The organism is uncultured Martelella sp., from assembly GCF_963677965.2.
In the GTDB taxonomy this organism is placed as follows: Bacteria; Pseudomonadota; Alphaproteobacteria; order Rhizobiales; family Rhizobiaceae; genus Martelella; species Martelella mangrovi.
In genome coordinates this window covers 143,955-162,118 of record NZ_OY782683.2, presented here as the reverse complement: position 1 = coordinate 162,118, position 18,164 = coordinate 143,955, and the positions used below count along the sequence as shown (strand labels likewise).

At 59.8% G+C, this 18,164-nt stretch carries 13 protein-coding genes and 2 pseudogenes; 3 read left to right on the top strand and 12 right to left on the bottom strand.

Annotated features, from left to right (window positions below):
• The first annotated feature begins 21 nt into the window (after positions 1 to 21).
• Entirely contained in the window at positions 22 to 1,056 is a 1,035-nt protein-coding gene (locus tag ACHZCU_RS21775; protein ID WP_394706174.1) for a carbon-nitrogen hydrolase family protein, read from the top strand.
• A gap of 157 nt (positions 1,057 to 1,213) precedes the next feature.
• Here ACHZCU_RS21775 and ACHZCU_RS21770 read toward each other — a convergent pair.
• Positions 1,214 to 1,436, bottom strand: a pseudogene (locus tag ACHZCU_RS21770) (IS3 family transposase); the annotation flags it as partial.
• Between the two features lie 48 nt (positions 1,437 to 1,484).
• A pseudogene (locus tag ACHZCU_RS21765) lies at positions 1,485 to 1,682 on the bottom strand (transposase); the annotation flags it as partial.
• A 472-nt stretch (positions 1,683 to 2,154) separates the two neighbouring features.
• On the opposite strand from ACHZCU_RS21765, the gene ACHZCU_RS21760 reads away from it, so the two are divergent.
• On the top strand, positions 2,155 to 2,691 hold the full coding sequence (locus tag ACHZCU_RS21760) for a hypothetical protein (protein WP_394706173.1): 537 nt from the start codon (positions 2,155 to 2,157) through the stop codon (positions 2,689 to 2,691).
• Between the two features lie 401 nt (positions 2,692 to 3,092).
• Here the strand turns inward: ACHZCU_RS21760 and ACHZCU_RS21755 are convergent, their stop codons facing one another.
• Positions 3,093 to 6,830 (bottom strand): autotransporter domain-containing protein, encoded by a 3,738-nt coding sequence (locus ACHZCU_RS21755; RefSeq protein WP_319520707.1) that lies wholly within the window; start codon positions 6,828 to 6,830, stop codon positions 3,093 to 3,095.
• 192 nt (positions 6,831 to 7,022) lie between these two features.
• Here ACHZCU_RS21755 and ACHZCU_RS21750 point away from each other — a divergent pair, with 192 nt between their 5' ends.
• Entirely contained in the window at positions 7,023 to 7,799 is a 777-nt protein-coding gene (locus tag ACHZCU_RS21750) for a DeoR/GlpR family DNA-binding transcription regulator (protein ID WP_183487863.1), read from the top strand.
• Positions 7,800 to 7,843: 44 nt separating this feature from the next.
• On the opposite strand, the gene ACHZCU_RS21745 is transcribed toward ACHZCU_RS21750, so the two are convergent.
• The 9 genes from ACHZCU_RS21745 to cysT form a co-directional block, all read right to left on the bottom strand.
• Positions 7,844 to 8,572 carry an HAD family hydrolase gene (locus ACHZCU_RS21745; protein ID WP_319520706.1) on the bottom strand — a complete coding sequence of 243 codons (729 nt, stop codon included), beginning with the start codon at positions 8,570 to 8,572 and terminating at the stop codon, positions 7,844 to 7,846.
• 14 nt (positions 8,573 to 8,586) lie between these two features.
• Positions 8,587 to 10,269 carry an ABC transporter permease subunit gene (locus ACHZCU_RS21740; protein ID WP_319520705.1) on the bottom strand — a complete coding sequence of 561 codons (1,683 nt, stop codon included), beginning with the start codon at positions 10,267 to 10,269 and terminating at the stop codon, positions 8,587 to 8,589.
• Positions 10,266 to 11,315 carry an ATP-binding cassette domain-containing protein gene (locus ACHZCU_RS21735; protein WP_319520704.1) on the bottom strand — a complete coding sequence of 350 codons (1,050 nt, stop codon included), beginning with the start codon at positions 11,313 to 11,315 and terminating at the stop codon, positions 10,266 to 10,268. The genes ACHZCU_RS21740 and ACHZCU_RS21735 overlap by 4 nt, the downstream gene beginning before the upstream one ends.
• A gap of 137 nt (positions 11,316 to 11,452) precedes the next feature.
• Entirely contained in the window at positions 11,453 to 12,460 is a 1,008-nt protein-coding gene (locus tag ACHZCU_RS21730) for an ABC transporter substrate-binding protein (RefSeq protein WP_319520703.1), read from the bottom strand.
• Between the two features lie 547 nt (positions 12,461 to 13,007).
• On the bottom strand, positions 13,008 to 14,876 hold the full coding sequence (locus tag ACHZCU_RS21725) for an SLC13 family permease (RefSeq protein ID WP_319520702.1): 1,869 nt from the start codon (positions 14,874 to 14,876) through the stop codon (positions 13,008 to 13,010).
• Complete coding sequence (locus tag ACHZCU_RS21720; RefSeq protein ID WP_319520701.1) at positions 14,849 to 15,304, bottom strand: hypothetical protein; 456 nt, start codon at positions 15,302 to 15,304, stop codon at positions 14,849 to 14,851. The genes ACHZCU_RS21725 and ACHZCU_RS21720 overlap by 28 nt, the downstream gene beginning before the upstream one ends.
• Positions 15,305 to 15,353: 49 nt before the next feature.
• Positions 15,354 to 16,436, bottom strand: coding sequence for a sulfate/molybdate ABC transporter ATP-binding protein (locus tag ACHZCU_RS21715; protein WP_319520700.1), 1,083 nt, complete (start codon positions 16,434 to 16,436; stop codon positions 15,354 to 15,356).
• 16 nt (positions 16,437 to 16,452) lie between these two features.
• On the bottom strand, positions 16,453 to 17,313 hold the full coding sequence (gene cysW, locus ACHZCU_RS21710; RefSeq protein ID WP_319520699.1) for a sulfate ABC transporter permease subunit CysW: 861 nt from the start codon (positions 17,311 to 17,313) through the stop codon (positions 16,453 to 16,455).
• Entirely contained in the window at positions 17,306 to 18,163 is an 858-nt protein-coding gene (gene cysT, locus ACHZCU_RS21705; protein ID WP_319520698.1) for a sulfate ABC transporter permease subunit CysT, read from the bottom strand. Before cysT ends, cysW begins: the two co-directional genes overlap by 8 nt.
• Position 18,164 lies beyond the last annotated feature (1 nt).

Below are 18,164 nucleotides of genomic sequence, written 5' to 3'. Positions count from 1 at the left end.
GCGCATCCGGAGATGAAACCCTTGTCCGATTTCCTGAACAACCGCCAGCCCCACCAGACGATCCGCGCCGCCGTGGTACAGGCCGGGCCGGTCCTGTTCGATACCGCGAAGACGATGACCAAGCTGGAAGGGCTTGTCCGTGAAGCAGCACCACAGGGGGCGGATCTGGTCGTTTTGCCGGAGGCCTTCGTCGGCGGCTATCCCAAGGGGCTCGATTTCGGCGCCCGTCTGGGGATCCGCAGCCCGGAGGGTCGCGGCGATTTCCGCCGCTATTATGAAAGCGCCATTGACGTTCCCGGCCCGGAGGCCGCCCGCCTCGGTGAAATCGCGCGCGACAACGGCATTCATCTTATCGTCGGCGTGATCGAACGCGATGGCGGCACGCTTTATTGCAGCTCGCTCACCTATGCTCCCTCAGGTGATCTCGTTTCGAAACACCGCAAGCTGATGCCGACGGCGCTGGAACGGCTTGTCTGGGGCTTTGGCGACGGTTCGACCATTGGCGTTGCCGAAACGGCTATCGGCCGCATCGGCAGCGTCATCTGCTGGGAAAACTATATGCCGCTGTTGCGCATGGCGATGTATGCGCAGGGTGTCGAACTTTATTGCGCACCCACCGTGGACGATCGCGACACATGGCTGCCGACCATGCGCACGATTGCCATCGAGGGTCGCTGCTTCGTCATCTCGGCCTGCCAGTATTTCAAACGCAGCGACGGGCCGGCGGGTTATTTTCCTATTCAGGGCGATGATCCCGACACCGTCCTGATCCGCGGCGGCTCGTGCATTATCGATCCCCTCGGCAATGTGCTGGTCGAACCCGATTTTACCGGCGAGACAATCAAACTGGCGGACCTCGACCGGAGCCTGATCGCCAAAGGCAAATACGACCTCGACGTCGCCGGCCACTACGCCCGCCCCGACGTCTTCAGCCTGTCGGTCGACACCCGCCCGAAAAAGGCCGTGGTTTTCGACGGGCCTGCGCAACCGGAGCCCGGAAACTCCGCCAAACGCAAGGCACTCGTCAGTGAACAGGAGTCGATCGATCCGCAATGAAGTGGCTCGGTTTGTCTGAACAGTTTCGAATGTTTTTCTAGGTGGATTTCCGCCTCGATTATGCTGCCACCATCATTGGTGCCACCGCGTTGAAGTAAGCCTGCTCCGGAGTCAGACAGGTGACCGACAGTTTGTGTGAACGGTCGATCTTTTCTTATCCCCCAGCAATCCCGCCTTGCCGAGCGCTCCGGCTAAAAATCGTTCTCCAGCATCAGCTCGCCGATCCTGGCATGAAGGCCTTTTTAGATCGACAGTTGGCCCCGCCGGTTCCGCCTTGGTTTCAGCGCCAAAACGCAGGTCACCCTCTCAAGGAGCTGATCCTTCCATTGCATGATCTGGTTGGCGTGCACGTCGAACTGCTGGGACAATTCCAGCGCGGTCGTCACGTCATGATATCTCCTGTTCCCGGCAGCTCGAGCATCGGGCGTTTATTCTGCAACGCATGCTGTTGATTTGAAGTAATTCCAGCATTCCTGTGGGGTGAACAGCTTGCAAACGTGGCCGACCGCTCTCCACAGGTCGTCATAGGTTCGCGCCTTTGCCTTTCTGAGAAGCGCCTTGAACTTGGAGAACGCTTTCTCAATGGGGTTCAGGTCCGGTGAATAGCGCGGCAGAAACAGCACCCATGGACCACGCGCCCTGATTGTCGAGTTGCCTTTGAAACCGGGACTCGCGCCTTGAGCGTTTTCAAGGATTTGCGTGAGACTGAAGTGTAACGCCTTTCACTTCAAATGAGACTCCAGAGGGCTATTTTTACACTTAAATTGGGATTGGTCGACCGGTCGATCGACCGTAATGTCGGTGTATGATTTCATCCTTCGAAGACCCCGAAAACGGCCAAGACACTGGGGACGACGGTCCACAAGAATTCCTTCGAGATCTTTTGCGCCATAGCGGTGGAACGATAACTGCTGAGGTGGTCGCAGAGGCACGTGAAGAATATGGTATCCCGCGCTCAACGTTATTCCGGATCGTTGCGCGGTTTAGAAAACGCAGCGCACCTCAAGCCTCAAACCTAGAAAACGAGGGACGCAGGAAGGCGTGCCCCGTCTGAATCCGAGAACGGAGCGGGTTATCGTCGAACAAGTGGATGACTTCTTGCTCAAGAAGGAAAGGCCGAGCTTTGCTGCACTATTACGACGAATCCGGGAAGCCTGCCTTGCAGAGAGCCTGTCTGCTCCGGCCCGTAGGACAGCACAGCGAAGAGTTTCTGAACTGATCCCGATTTCCGCGGCCTGCAAGCGCGGGAACGAGAGATCGATCGAAGCTGCATCAAAGCCAAATCCTGGCCAGTTATCTGTTGCCACAGACCAAACGCCCTTTGGCAGGTCGACCACACAATCGTCGATTGTCATCGTTGTCGATGAACAGTATCGTCAGCCCATCGGACGGCCAGTGCTGACAATTGCCATCGATGTTTGCACCAGAATGGTCGCGGTTTCCATTTGTCATTGGAAGCCCCGTCGAGAACATCAATTGGCCTTTGCCTCCTGCACGCGGTTTACGACAAGATGGCTTGGCTGGATGAGAGGGGCATTGATAACTACGCGTTTATTCGGGATACTGAACGAACTTGCAATCGAAGCGATCCAGGATGGCACAGAACGAGTCACTGACGAAAACATTGAATCCTAGAAGCCAGCTTTGGAAAAAGGCCGCATTCGCATAGCCAGCATAACGTTACACCTCAATTGAGACTCAGGGCCCAAAAGTTTCTATTGAGGTGTAACGTTTTTCCAAAAGCTGTCCGACTCCCAGTTTGAAGTGTAAAGCGAAAGCTGATCTGCCCGTTGCTCCACAGTAGGGCGCTTGCGTTTCCGACGGCATCGATATCCTGGTCCGGGGGACCAATTCGACCTCGTGCACATCCCAGAAGATACCAACTGCCACGCTAATGCCCTGTTAACCATAGACTTTGAGGGAGAAGCGCTTCAAACATAAGTCGACAAGGTTGCTGCAGTCATTTCGGATAGGTTGTAGCGATGATCAGCTTCACCGGGCGGGATCGTTCCCGCCCGGCAATGGCCGTTTCAGTCTCAGAATTTCACCTGAAGTCTGGCATTGACGCCGTTATAGCTGACGTCGTCGCCGAACTGACCCTGGTAGGAGACGCCAATGGTGGTGGTGGCCGACAGGTCGAAATCGAGACCGGTTTCGACCACGGCGGCGTCCTCGGCAACGGCGACGCCGGTGATGGTGAACGGCGATGAACCCGCAAAGGACTGCGTGGCGAACGGCGTAGTGTCGCCGAAAGCATGACGCCAGCCGATCATCCCGCTTGCCTTGGCCCGCGTCGCGCCCACCATGAAGTCGGAGGAGACGCGAAGGCCCACGGTGGTGAAGGTGGTGTCGGAGCTGCCACCGGCGCCGCTCAGCGCCGCAGCGCCGCCGGTCTCGTTGTAGCCGTCGCTATCCAGGTTGACATAGGCGAGATTGGCGAACGGCTCGAGCGCGGCGCCGGAGAGATCGAACTGGTAGCCAAGTTCTCCGAACGCCTGGAAGGTGCCAGCGTCATAGCTGCTGTCGAGCGCATTCGACAGGCCGGGGATGAACACCGAGCGATCCGTGTCGATCTGATGCCACGTATAGGCAAGGCCCGAGCGGAAGCCGAGCCCGCCCCATTGCGAACCGGCATAGAGGCCGAGCGAATAGTTGTCGCTTGAACCCGAGGCGGCGTGCGCGTCGCTGTCGAAGCTCGAATGGCTGTAACCGGCCATTGCACCGACCCGCCAGTTTTCGAGAACCGGAATGTCCGCGCCGACAAGCAGGCCACCCGTCGCACTGTCCATGCCGGCGGCATTGGCGTTGCCGTCGAAGCTGTTCCACGACCCGAAGGCGCTGCCCCATGCGGCAATGCCATCCGCCTGATCGGCGGCCGCAAGGTTAACCCCGTCAGGCCCATAGGCCAGCACCGGCGCGGTGGAGGCGCCAACCGTGCCGAAAGCAGCGCGAAGGCGATCGGACTGAGCGCCGCGAACAATGCCGCTTTCCTCGATCAGCGCCGTTTTTACCGAAGCATGGATCTCGCCGGAAAGCTGATCGAAGCTCGCCCGAATGAAATCATCATCCTCCGGCAGCAGGACAATCGCATCGTAGAGCGCGTTTCCGGCGGTAAAGCCGATCGCCTCGATGCTTTCGGCAACCGCTGCCTGATTTCCGGTTTGCGCCAGCGATGCAAAGTCCCGGTCATTGCGTTGCAGCTTCAGGTCGATTTCTCCCGCGTCGTAATCATAGAGAAGATCGGGCGTCAGGAACGCGAAGTCGGAGGTGACGCTTTCAAACGCGCCTTCCATTTCGGCGGCCGAAAGGATGGTGTAGGTCGAGCGCGGATCGTAGATCCCGTCAAACCCGATATGCGCCAGTGTTCCGCCGCCAAGCGAGGCCTTTCCGGTCACGGTCACGGCATCGCTGCGGCCAGCTTCCGGGTCCACTTCGACTGCAAAGGTCGATCCGGCGGCAAAGGAAAGATCGCCGTCGATCGTCAGCGTTCCGATGGAATTGCCCGGCGACAGTGTACCGCCCGAAGCGATCGCGACCTGCGACCCCGCGCCGGAGCCGACCGTGCCGGAACCGCCCAGAATACCGCCGTCATTGACGGTCATGCTGCCGCCCAGCGCGCCCTCGCCATTTTCGTCACCCACCAGAAGCGTGCCCTGGTTGACGAGCGTGTTGCCGGCGAAACCGGAACTGTCGGCGGTCAGCAGCAGGGTGCCGAGGCCGCGCTTTTCAAACGTGCCTTCGCCGGAGAAAGCCTTCAGCGCCGTAACGGGAACCGTCGGATGAGAAATATCGATCCAGCCCTTGCCGTCGAAACGGATGGCCTTGTCGATCTCGGTGACAGGACCGGTCCACTTTGCCCAGTCATCGTCCGGTCCGGCGGTGCGGATGCCGCCATTATCCAGCGTGATCAGGCCATCGGCGGAACCAAGGGCTGCGCCTTCGTCGATGGCGACGGTCTTGCCGGCGGTAACGACGATATCGCGGAAGCGTTCGTGATCGTCCACGCACATCGCGCGGGCGCCCTGAAGCGAAAGATGCTGCGCGTCGGCGCAATCGAGCGCCAACTTGAGGGGGGCGAAGGGATCGTTTTCGAAATCGAGCCCGGTTTGCGCGCTGAGAGCAGCGCGCGTAGCGGGATCATCAAGGCCGAGCGTCGCCACAAGCTCATCCCAGGCCGGATTTTCAGGCTTGGTCTCAAAGGCGAGGTCCTCATCGACATAATCCATGAGGATATCGCCCCATTGCTGCCAGCTCATGTCGCTGATGCCGCCAATGCCGGGGAATTCGTCGCGATGTGCATCAAAATAGTCTTGAAGGACATTGCGGAAGAATTCCGGATTGGACGTGTCTGTCAGCCGATCGAGGTAATCGGCATAAATTGCCTGCTGATCGGCAGGCACGTAAAGGCCGAGTTCGTCCTGGAAGGCTTCGGGATCATGCCGATCGTAAACCGCATTGGCCAGCAGGAAGCCGAGCCGGTCCTCGGTGACCTCGGGCCTCTGCGCATAGATCGGCCGGCCATTGTCATCGGAAAGCTGGCCGAGATAGACATCCGTGCGGTGGTTGTTGCGCGACAGCCGGAATTCGCCGGCACGCTCGGCGGAATCGCTCGTTTGCGCGTCGAACACCAGCCGGACCTTGCCGCTGCCGTCACCGATTTCCTCGACGCCGGGGCCTTTCCAGCGGATTTCATGGGCAAGAGGTTCGTGGTCGGAAAGTGCTGTGCCGCCTGCCGTCGTGCTGAGGTCCTGATCGAGAACGCCGCCGACATAGGGATCATCCGCCGCATCGGTCAATTCCCACCATTTTGCATAAGGCCGGGAGACGATGAAATGGTCGATCTGGGTGCGGCCCCAGGACGGCCATTTGAAGGCTTCGTCATCTTCCCCGACGCTCGGCCATGTCGTGCTGCCATCGGCCAGCTTGTGCGGCGCGAAGCGTTCGCGATCCTCGGGGTTCTGCAGGATCTGATATTGCTTCTTCAGAAGGTTCATCGTGTAGGGCGTGTTGCCCGCAACGGGATAGGTCTCGTCGGTAAACAGATTATCCGGCGCGGTGTCCGACGCGCCGTCGATATAGGCTTCGGCGGCGGCATATTTGTCCGAACCGATCGCATGATTGCGCGCGACATATTGCAGCGCCCAGGTCTTGTAGTCCGCATTGCCGGTCTCTCTCGCGCGCTGCATCAGGAATTCCTGCTGCACCACCTCCAGCAGACCGCGTTCGGCAACGTCACCCGCGTTGAAGTCCCCGGTCATGATGATGGGGCTGGCCTTGTCGGCGGCCCAGTCGTTCAGTTCATGGGCTTCGCGGATGCGATGAAGAAAGGGATCCTCGCGGTAATCGAGGTGTTCCGTGGCGATGATCGTCTGCGGCCGGCCGTTTTCGCCGCCGACAACCACATGAACCGGCTCATCATCATCACTCAGGGAGATGATGTCCTTGTCACGCCATGCCATGCCGGTATCGCCCTTTGAATGGAGCGCATAGTCGCCAGCGCCACGGTCGGACATCTTGTCCTGGATGTCGGCGCCATAGCTGTTGCGGTATTCCTGAATGGTGATGAAATCGTAATTGCCTGATGACAGCAGTTCGGCTGCTTCGGGAACCAGCGTCGACGCTCCCCATGTGTTGAGCGAGATGATGCGCAGCGCATTGTCCTCGGCCTGGGCCGGAACAGCACTCACAGCCAGCAGGGAAACGCCACTGAGAAGACCGAGCATCTTCCCTGAAATCTGCGCGCGGCTTCCCAGCCGCTGAATGATACCATTCATCGGTAATTCCTTTCGTAATCGGAATGCTATGAAATTTTGATTTACGTCGTCAGGCTAACATGTTTCCAAAGCGACACATAACCCCATTATATGTCATATTTACAACATTTTTATAGATTTCTTGCGTAGCCGCGCCCGGTGTTTCAAAAAGGGGACACGGAATCGAAATTGGTGCTCGAAGGTGGTGGGGACGTGGAAAAAACCGGCGAGGAACGAAAGAAGGAAAGCCGTCAGTCGTCGATATTGCGCCTGATGGAAAAGAACTTCTATATCTCCGTGGAAGAGATCTCGGAGTTTTTCACGGTCACCACGCAGACGGCCCGGCGTGATATTCTGGCGCTTGAAAAAGCCGGTCGCGTGCGCCGGCTGCACGGGGGCGCGGTTCTTGTCGGCCCTCTGGAGGAAACCGTCTACCGGCGTCGTCGCGTCGACAATTCCGCGCAAAAGCAGCGCATCGGCGAACTGGTCGCCGAACTTATTCCCGATGGCGCGTCGATCTTCATCGATTCCGGAACCACCTGCGAGGCGATCGCCCGCGCGCTGTCGCGCCGCAATCATTTGCGGGTTCTGACCTACAGCCTGCGGGTGGCAACGATCCTGAACGAGAACACCAATTTCACGCTGGCCGTTCCCGGCGGCTTCGTCCGCCCGATCCATGGCGGCATCTTTCAGGAAGAGACCCCCGAATTCATCCGCAACTTCAAGTTTGACAGCGCGATTATTTCGGTGAGCGGCATCGATAATGACGGCGATCTTTGCGATGACGATCATGCCGAAAGCGTGGTGGCGACGGCGGCAATGGCGCAATCGGGCCGCACGGTTCTGGCGGTCGACAGCAGCAAGTTCGGCAAGCGCGCCATGGTGCGGCTCGGCACGATTTCCAATATAAACACCCTTGTCACCGACCAGATGCCGGAAGGCGAAATCCGCCGTCTTCTCGATGAAAACGGCGTCGAGATCGTTTGCTGACGCGCATGCGAAGCGCGTCTTCATCCGGCTTCGTCCTGTCCGTTTCATGGCTTGGAAACCGGGTCACCTTCGAATACGTCGGTAGCGAGCATCTGGATTCCGGGAAGGCAGATATCGCAAAGCGGCTGTAATGCCTCACGCGTTCCCGTTCCCGTCAAAACGCCGACCTTGAGGCCCGCGCCCCCCGAGATCGCCATGTTCATGTCATGCGGATTATCGCCAATGACAGCGGCTTGCGATGGCGCGACGCCCATCGCCTCGCAGAACGCCAGCAACATACCCGGTTCCGGCTTGACACCGTAGCCGCTGTCATAACCGGCAATGAAATCAATCCACGGCGTCAGCGACAGGCGTTTCACCAGCCCCTCGATTGCCGACTGGCTATCGCTGCTGGCGATCCCCAGCCGGAAACCGCGTTCATGCAGATCCCGGAAAAGCCTGACCAGATTGGTCACCGGCACGGCATCGGAAACGGCAGCGGTAAACAGCGTATCGAGCGCTTCGGTCAGCTCGCTGACACTGAAACGCGCGCCGGCATCGATCCAGGCCCTTGCAATTTCATCTGTGTTTCCCGCCGCCAACAGGCTGTTGGACGCGGTCTGCCCACTTTCAGGGTCCATGCCGCCGACGCGCAGAAAATGCGCGGCAAGCGCCGGATCACCGCCTGCGGCAAGATCGGCTGCCGCGCGGTTGAGCGGCGCCCAGGTGCGCTGGTAATCGAGAAGGGTGCCATCCTTGTCGAAAAGGATGGCCTTGATGGGGGATGAAGGCATGGCGTTTTCCGCTCTTATCGAATGAGATTTACGTTTCTGACACCGGCCAGCCACATCAGCGCGCGCACGACGATCAGGCAGGCCACCACGATCCCCATGATGCACACCGAAAAGGCTGCGGCCTGATTGATCGCGCCGCGGTCGGACAATTGCAGGACCGATACGGAGGCAAGCTGGGTCGAGGGCGTGACGAGAAAGATCACCGCCGAAAGCGAGACCATGGAGCGCATGAAATAGAACACGCCCACGCCCAGAAGGGTCGGCCAGATGAGTGGCAAAGTGACCTTGCGCAAGGTTGTCATCGAGGTGCCGCCGAGCGTCGTCGAGGCCTCATCGAATGTCGCGCCGATCTGCTTCAGGCTGGTCGATGAAATCAGGAAGGCATGGGCGTGGTTATAATAGACCTCGAGAATGACGATCAGCGCAAAGGTGCCGTAGAGAAAATTGAACGGATTGGAGGGGGCATTGAAGACCAGAATATAGCCAAGCCCGATGACGATGCCGGGCACCGCCGCCGGCAGGATCGCCAGGAAAGACAGCGGTCCCGTGAGCGCGGTCTTGAACTTGTGCACGACAATCGCGCCGAGACCGGTGACGATGATGCCGACAATGGCAGTTGCAAAAGCGACAAAAACACTGTTCCAGAGCGGTTCTGTCCCGTTTTGAACATCGAAGCGGTAATGGCGCAGCGTGAAGCTCATATTATAGGGCCACAGATGCACGAAACTGGCGAAGACGACGATGGCGACGACGGACAGAACGAGACCCGCGACCAGATAGGCATAGAGTGAGAAAAACAGGTCACGTCGCGCCGAAGGTCTCGGCGTCAGGGGACGCGACTGCTCGGTGACAAGCGCGTGCTGGCGCGCCGTCAGCCGTTTTTCGATCAGCTTGGCAAGCATCGCGGGCACCAGAAGTGCCACGCCGATGACCGCGCCGAGACCGAACTGGGCCTGACCGATAACCTGATTGTAGACTTCCGTCGCCAGCACATTGAAATCGCCACCGATCACCATCGGATTGCCGAAATCGGTAATCGCCAGCATGAACACGATGAACAGCGTGGCTGCCAGCCCGTAACGGGTGGCGGGCAGCGTCACGTCGCGGAAAATGCGCAATGGACCGGCGCCAAGCGCTTCAGCGCTCTCGTAGATCCGGGCATCCGCCACCGCCAATGCCGCCGACAGGATCAGGAAGGCATAGGGAAACGCATAAAGCGCATTGGCGATCGCCACGCCCCAGAAACCGTAGATATCCAGATCGAAGCCGAGATAGCGGTTGAGAATGCCGTTGCGCCCCAGAAGCAGGATGAGGCCCTGCGCCTGCACCAGAGACGGCGCGAACAGCGGCACCAGCACCACAATCCGCAGTAGCCATTTGCCGGGGATGATCGCGCGCTGAAGCGCATAGGCGTAGCCATAGGCCACCATCACCACGATTGCCGTTGAGGTCAGCGACACCAGAATACTGTCGCCGACAAGCTGCCAGAAACGCACCGCAGAAAAGGTGGAGACGAAATTGCCGAGACCAAGACCGTCGGGGGTCTCCAGGCTGCGCAACAGGATGCCCAGCAGCGGCAACAGCAGGAAGATGACGAGGAGGACGGCAACGAACAGCGTCATCGCCCAGATGCTGGCGCGATCGGCGATATCCGTGCCGCGCGCGGGACGGCTTGTGGACTGTGCGGGGTTGCTCATGCGAGCACCCTCAAGGCTTCGGCGGGGATGACAAGGCCGAGACGCTCTCCCGGTTTCGGCACTGCGCTGGCTCCATGCAATTCAACCGTGATGGGTGTATCCGGCTGCGCATCGCTCACGGCTTCGATACGGGTGATATTGCCGAGATAGGTGATGCCGCTGACGGTTGCCGGCAACGTGTTCTCACCGCCGGCTCCGGCATCGCTCAGGGAAATCATTTCCGGCCGCACGCCAAGCGCCCTGGCATCATTTGCGGCGTTTTCAATATTCGCGACCTTGAGCGCAACGCCGCCGAAGCTCGGATTCCCGCGATCGCTTTCATCCAGCCTCAAAATATTCATGCGGCCGATGAAATCGGCAACGAAGGCGGTTTTCGGATCGGCATAAAGCGCGCGCGGGGAACCGATCTGTTCAATCGCACCCTTGTTCATGACGACGATGACATCCGCCATCGCCAGCGCTTCCTCCTGATCGTGGGTCACCATGATCGTGGTCAGGTTGAGCCGCTGCTGCAGGCTTCGGATTTCCACGCGCAGATCCTCGCGGACCTTGGCATCAAGCGCGGAAAGTGGTTCGTCGAGCAGAAGCAGCGAAGGATCGGGGGCAAGCGCGCGCGCCAGCGCGATGCGCTGCTGTTGCCCGCCCGACATCTGCGCCGGCAGCTTGGCACGGTGGTCGGCAAGGTGAACCAGATCGAGCATTTCATCGACGCGGGCGCCGATCTTTGTCTTGTCCCAGCGCCGGCATTCAAGCCCGTAGCCGACATTGCGCGCGGCACTCATGTTGGGAAACAGGGAGTAGGACTGGAACACGACGCCGAAATTGCGCGCCCGCGTGGGCACTGCCGTCAGGTCCTCGCCACCGAGCTGAATGGTGCCTTCATTGGCATCCTCCAGCCCTGCGATAACGCGCAGCAGCGTGGTCTTTCCGCAGCCCGACGGGCCGAGAAAACAGACAAAACTTCCATGCGCGACATCGAGCGTGACATTGTCGAGAGCTGTCAGCCTGTCGAAGCGCTTGACAAGATTGCGGATCGAAAGGTCCATCGCGCGACTTCTCCTGATGTTTTTTTCAGTTGAGCACGCCCGGGAAAACGGGGGACGGAATCTATCCAGGCGCATTGAAAATCTGAAAGCGCCGGCGGGCATCAACGCCCGCCGGCTGTCTTGCCAGCTGGCCTGTTCTAGCGCTCGTAGCGCTCCTGCCAGGCATTGACGATCTCCGTGCGGTCTTCAGCCGCGGCGCGGAAGTCGACCGGAAACAGGGCGGCCGGGACATCCTCAGGCAGGCCTGCGGAGATGAAACGCTCCGGCACATCGCCGCCGGGAACCGTCACGATCGTCTTCCAGTCGTAATAGGCGGTGGCAGCCTCGGGGCTGAGCGTCCAGTCGAGGAAGCGTTTTGCCGCATCCTTGTGCTCGGAGGAAGCGACCAGCGCATTGCCTTCCAGCTCGTTGCCCGCGCCCTCGGATGGCACGACCATGGTGATCGGATAACCTTCCTCGATGTTCTTGATGGCGCGCATCGCGTAGGACGCGCCGACGGTGTATTCGCCCATCGAAGCGACATTGCACGGACGGGAACCGGACTTGATGTACTGCGCGACATTCTTGTCGAGTTCATCCAGGAAGCTCCAGCCCTCGTCTTCGCCCATCATCTGGAGAAGCGCATCGATCTGGATATAGCCGGTGCCCGAGCTTGCCGGGTTTGGCATGACGACTTCATCGGCAAATGCGGGATCGGTCAGGTCCGCCCACGAGGTCGGCATCTCCAGCCCCTCGGCCTCGAGGCGCTCGTTGTTGACGCAGAACGCGGCCATGTAACCGGTGACGGCAAACCACTTGTTATCGGGATCGCGGAACTGTTCGGGAACGGTATCGAGGCCCTTCGGCTCATAGGCCTCCAGCGTTTCCTCAATCTGCGGATTGACCATGGAGGTGATTGCAAAACCCCAAAGCACGTCATGCTGGGGATTGGCCTTTTCCGCGATGATGCGGGCAGCAAGATCGCCGGTGGAAAGCCGCAGCAGGTTCACATCGATATCGGGGAGAGCCTCCTTGGCTTTTTCAAGAAAGGCCGCCGCTTCGTCTTCTTCATAGGAGGTGTAGACCGTGATTGTCTCGGCATAGGCTGCACTCGAAATCAACGCTCCGGTCAGTGCGCCCAGTGTCCAGAAGGCAAAATTCTTCATCCGTATTCTCCTTTGTGTTTGAAGCAGCTTAAATGTAATTTAAACGACATTTATCACCACAAAATGAATGTTTAGTGACAATGTCATTGTTTTTTGTCAGATACAAGGCCTAAAAATCATGCTCTTTTGATCGAGGAAGATGGTCTTCATGAGCGTTGGTTCGCCTGTGCGCGATCGAACAGCTTGCCCTGCCCCTGAAAGCTGAACCGCTTCATGTTGGAGTTTTCCGCTGTATTTTCCCGGTTGGGAGAAGGAGTGGAAGCGATGAAGACATCGAAGTTTTCCGATGCAGGACGACGACAGTGTGCCGCGAGGCGATAGGCCTGCCGTAGGCTTGGCGCGTGTACATTGCACCTGGCTTTGTCAACACAACACAGACGATACACGCCAACCTGGCGGCCAACATGACAGTTGTCTTGTTAACGTGCATTCTTAGCTGCGAGGCATCAATCCAGACGCTTGTCCGCTCATGCCGCCTTGATCTGCGTTGCCTGGCTGGGCTTAAACAAACACAAATAGAGAAGGCAGTCGCCGCTTTCGACGCCTTTCATGTGGGCATCCTCCACACAAGCAGAGAGACAGCCGAGCCAATCAGCACGGTCGTGATTGTCAGCGGCCAGCCCAGCCGGGGGAAATCGCGGAAACGGTAAGGACCGAGCGCATAGGCCAGCGTGTTGTTGTGGTGGCCGAAGGGGGTGAGAAAGTCGCTGGAGGCACCGATGGCGACAGCCATCAACAGCATCGCCGGAGAGACGCCCGCGGCATCGGCAAGCTCGATGGCAATCGGCGCGAGCACCACCGCCGTCGTCGCATTGTTGACGAAAGGCGTGATCGCGACCGCCAGAACGAGAACTCCCAGCGTCAACACCATGGGCGAGGACCACGGCAGCGCGTGAAGCAGGCCATGGGCGATGGTAGTGGCCGCGCCGGTGCCCGCCACGGCCCCGCCCAGCGGCAGCATGGCTACGAGAAGCACGATGATCGGCCAGTTCAGTTGCGCCAGCGCGGTGCGCAGGTCGAGCGCCCGGCCAAGCAGCAGGCAAGTGACGACACCGCCATAGGCAACCTCCGGCGGCGCGGCTCCAAAAGCAGCAACGGCGATACCGGCTGCAAATGTCAGGAACGGCCAGACGCTGCGGGAACTTGGGGCCACCTGATTGAAAGCCGCGACTTCGACCAGGCCGGCATCGGCAATCGCATCGTGGATCTCGTCATGGTCACCGGCCAGATGGAGAACGTCACCGACGGAAAGCCGAAGGTCATCGAGCCCGCCCTCCACTCTCGGCGATTGGGTCGAGACGGCGAGAACGGCAATCCCGCGCTCCGAAAAGTCGATAATATTGCCGACGGCAGAACCGGCGATAACGCTGTTGGGCAGTATCACAGCCTGTATGCGGGCCTCGCCCTGTCCGCGCATGGATGAGCGACCCGATGTGAAAGTGCCGGAAGATAGGCCTTCGGCCAGAAGGCTCTCATCAGCTTCCACGAGCAGCCGGTCTCCCGGATGAAGACGCGTTTCGGGGCGCAACGGAAATACCCTCTTTCCGCTTCTGACGATGGTGTGGACCACACCGCCGAGCGCGATTTCAGCCTGTGGGATCGTGGCGGGAGCGTGTCCATCGCTGGACACGAGAACTTCGGTTACGGTCCGGCGATGGCTGTCGCGTGCGCGTTCCGGCGCCGCGAAAGCAAGCGCGCGCGGTCCCCAGACCGCAAGCACGGCAAGGCCGGCAGCGGTGACCGCAAGCCCCGTCGGCGCGAAAGCCAGGAAATCGAATGGCTTTCCGGTGGACGCATGAAGCGCTTCGCTGACGATGAGGTTGGGCGGCGTGCCGACAACCGTGCACAGCCCGCCAAGCAGCGTCGAGAACGACAGCGGCATGATCATCGTCCGGGGATCGATAGCGGCACTGCGCGCCACCGAAAACGCAACCGGCAACATCAGTGCGAAGGCGCCGATATTGTTCATGAAGGCCGACAGCAAGGCCCCGATCAAGCAGATCGCGACAACAAGGCTTCGCGGCGAGCGGAATCTGTCACTCAAGATACCCGAGAGGCGGTCCAGCAGATGACTGTTTTGCAGCGCCTGAACGATGAGAAGGATTTCGAGAACGGTAATGACAGCGGGATTGGCAAGACCGGAGAAGACTTTGTTGAATGGAACGAGCCCGAGCAGAACGCCGGCGGCAAGGCCGGAGGCCGCAACCAGTTCGACACGAAACCGGTCGAGCGCGAAAACGGCCAGAAGCGCCAGCAGCAGTATAAGGATAAGCGACTGATCGAGATTCAACTTCGTTTTATCTTCCCGGAAAGGAATGCGTTGAAATACAAAATCATAAAACAGGCGGTTCGCGAAGGCAGTTTTTGCGGCCGATTTTCCCGCAACCTTCAAGGGCTTCCAGTCCTGATCGCCCATCCATAGGCAATTGCCTGCTGCACCTTCGCCATTCCGCTGCGATAAAAGCCTTCAAAAGGGAACGCCCCGCCGAGCGCGCCTTCAAGTTCCGACGTCGAGGCGATGGCTCCCGCCGCAGCGAGCATATCAATCGCAATCGCGCTACGCTCGTCGCGATCAAGCGCGATATGGCGCGATGGCAAGACGATGACCCCTGATATGGCCGAGGAGCAAACGGCGGAGCGCCAGATCAGGAAATTCCGGGCAGAAGCCTGACGCACAGACCATCCGGCTGCCTTCAGCGCCAGCAGCCGCCCGCGCACCGGTTCCACAAGCCGCGTTTCGTTACGCCACGGGACCGTGCTGGCGATGATGAGCAGGCGAACGATCAGACCCGGTCCCGGTGGCCGGGTTGCGTCGGACTCACTACGATCATTCGCCGTCATCATCGGTTATGACCTCCCGCGCCATCGCGGATCTGCGCCCCCTGGACCGGCATCAGCCATGGGCAGACGCCACCGGCAGAACCGGCTCTTCATTGCCGCGCAGATCGTCCGGAAAAATACGCCACACCTTCGGGCGGAAGGAGACCGCGCTGCGCTGCACTGCGGGATGGTCGCTCGGTACATCGATCTCGACCCTGTGCCGGGCGCCGCCGAGTTCAAGCTCCAGCCGCCGCGTACCGCCAACCCGGCGGCTGGCGACAACCGTACCCGCCAGGCATCCGCCGCACCCATCGACTATCTCCACCTGATGCGGACGGAAGAACAGGCGCGCTGGCCCCGTCCCTTCTGCGGCAAGACCGGTGGCGCGATCATCGAGCCATATTTTTCCGTTTTCGATGCGCACGGGAATATCGGAGGATTCGCCGATGAAACCATGAACGAAGGGAGCGACCGGGTGGTCGTATACCTCATCCGGGGTTCCGACCTGTTCGATTGCGCCCTTGCTCATCACCACGACCCGGTCAGCAAGTTCGAGGGCCTCCTCCTGATCATGGGTGACGAAAACGGTGGTGTGGCCGGTCTGGTCGTGAATCTGCCGAAGCCAGCGGCGCAAATCCTTGCGCACCTGCGCATCGAGCGCGCCGAAAGGTTCATCGAGCAGCAGAACCTTCGGTTCGATCGCCATGGCACGGGCAAGCGCAACGCGCTGACGCTGACCGCCGGACAATTGCGCCGGATAGCGCTTCTCGAGACCGGAAAGTTGCACGAGATCGAGCAGTTCGCGGGCGCGGTTTTCGATGTCCCTCTTTGCCGGCCGCGTTCCGCGTGGGCGAACGCTCAGGCCGAAGCCGATATTGTCGAGCACGGTCATATGCCTGAACAGCGCATAATGCTGGAAGACGAAGCCGACTTGCCGTTTCTGCACGGGATGGCGGGAGGCATCCTCATCACCAAAAAGCACGCGACCCGAACTCGGCGTTTCGAGACCGGCAATCAGCCTCAAAAGCGTGGTCTTGCCGGAGCCGGAGGGACCGAGCAGCGCGATGAGTTCGCCGGCGCGGATATCGAGGGAGACATCTTTGAGGGCAGCGCTTCCCTCAAAGGCCTTGGTAACATTCTGGATTTTAAGTTCCATGTCGCTAATCTCCGGCTTAATGCCCACGGACCGCCGAGAGCTGATCGGCGTAGCGCAGTTCGATTGCTGACTTGAGGACGAGGGTGACGAGCGCAAGCCCCGCCAGAAGCGACGCGACGGCGAAGGCCGCGGCGAAATTATATTCGTTGTAGAGGATCTCGATATGCAGCGGCATGGTGTTGGTCAGCCCGCGAATGTGCCCGGACACCACCGAAACCGCGCCGAATTCGCCCATCGCACGGGCATTGCAGAGCAGAACGCCATAAAGCAGGCCCCAGCGGATGTTGGGCAGCGTCACCCGCCGGAAGGTCTGCCAGCCGCTGGCGCCGAGGCTAAGTGCAGCTTCCTCGTCCGCCGTGCCCTGATCCTGCATCACCGGAATGAGTTCACGTGCGACGAAGGGAAAGGTGACGAACATCGTCGCCAGCACAATGCCTGGCACGGCGAAGAGAACCTCGATGCCATAGCTCTTGAACCATGGCCCGAGCAGGCTGCCGGAGCCGAAAAGCAGGACATAGACAAGGCCGGAGATGACCGGCGAGACGGAAAACGGCAGATCGATCAGCGTTATGAAAAACGCCTTGCTGCGAAACTCGAACTTGGCGACCGCCCAGGCTGCGGCAACGCCGAAGACGAGATTGAGGGGGACAGAAATCGCGGCAACGAGAAGTGTCAACCGCACGGCCGCCAGCGCATCGGGATTGGCGACGGCCTGAAGCCAGGCCCCTGCCCCGTTGCGAAACGCCTCGGCAAAGACGGCGACGAGCGGCAGGAACAGGAACAGGGCGAGAAAGACCAGCGCTACGGCAATCAGCATCCGCCGCGCCGGCGCCGTTTCGCTGACGGGGGACTGGCGAGGCATTTTCGTGTCAGACATGTCCGAACCTCCGTCGGCTCCACGCCTGGATGACGTTGATGAACAGCAGCATGGCGAAGGAAATCGCCAGCATGATCGCGCCGACGGCAGTGGCGGCAGCATAATTGAACTCTTCCAGCCGGATGACGATCAGAAGCGGCGCGATTTCCGAGACATAGGGAATATTGCCCGCGATGAAGATGACCGATCCATATTCGCCAATGCCCCTTGCCAAAGCCAGCGCAAAGCCGGTGAGGATGGCAGGCGTCATGCCGGGCAGAAGAACCCGCGACACCGTTTTGAACCGGGATGCGCCAAGCGTTGCTGCGGCCTCCTCCACCTCACGGTCGATTTCTTCCAGCACGGGCTGAACGGTGCGCACGACAAAGGGCAGACCGATGAAGACAAGTGCAACGACAATACCCGCCGGCGTGAAGGCAATCTTGATGCCGGCCTGGGCCAGAACCCCGCCAATGGGGCCATTGGGACCGTAAAGCATGGCAAGCGAAATCCCGGCCACAGCGGTCGGCAGCGCAAAGGGCAGATCGACGATGGCATCGACGATGCGGCGGCCGGGAAAGGAATAACGCACCAGTACCCAGGCAACGATCAGGCCGAACACCATGTTGATGAGCGCCGCAATAAATGCACTGCCGAAACTGGTCTTCAATGCGGAAAGGGTTCGGGGATCTGTGGCAAGCGACCAGAACGCATTCCAGCCGAGATCGGCCGATCGCCAGACGAGCGCTGAAAGCGGAATGAGAATGAGCAGCGTCAGGTAGCAGACCGCAAAACCAAACGTCACTCCGAAGCCGGGAATGACGCTCGGTTTGCGGAACCACCAGCGCCCGTTCGCGATGGTGGTTGTCATA

Coding starts and splice junctions, on each gene's coding strand:
- ACHZCU_RS21745 (WP_319520706.1), bottom strand. CDS start 8,572: ATGCCTTCATCCCCCATCAAGGCCATCCTTTTCGACAAGGATGGCACC.
- cysT (WP_319520698.1), bottom strand. CDS start 18,163: ATGACAACCACCATCGCGAACGGGCGCTGGTGGTTCCGCAAACCGAGC.
- ACHZCU_RS21725 (WP_319520702.1), bottom strand. CDS start 14,876: ATGGGCGATCAGGACTGGAAGCCCTTGAAGGTTGCGGGAAAATCGGCC.
- ACHZCU_RS21730 (WP_319520703.1), bottom strand. CDS start 12,460: ATGAAGAATTTTGCCTTCTGGACACTGGGCGCACTGACCGGAGCGTTG.
- ACHZCU_RS21715 (WP_319520700.1), bottom strand. CDS start 16,436: ATGGAACTTAAAATCCAGAATGTTACCAAGGCCTTTGAGGGAAGCGCT.
- ACHZCU_RS21755 (WP_319520707.1), bottom strand. CDS start 6,830: ATGAATGGTATCATTCAGCGGCTGGGAAGCCGCGCGCAGATTTCAGGG.
- ACHZCU_RS21735 (WP_319520704.1), bottom strand. CDS start 11,315: ATGGACCTTTCGATCCGCAATCTTGTCAAGCGCTTCGACAGGCTGACA.
- ACHZCU_RS21720 (WP_319520701.1), bottom strand. CDS start 15,304: ATGATGACGGCGAATGATCGTAGTGAGTCCGACGCAACCCGGCCACCG.
- ACHZCU_RS21740 (WP_319520705.1), bottom strand. CDS start 10,269: ATGAGCAACCCCGCACAGTCCACAAGCCGTCCCGCGCGCGGCACGGAT.
- cysW (WP_319520699.1), bottom strand. CDS start 17,313: ATGTCTGACACGAAAATGCCTCGCCAGTCCCCCGTCAGCGAAACGGCG.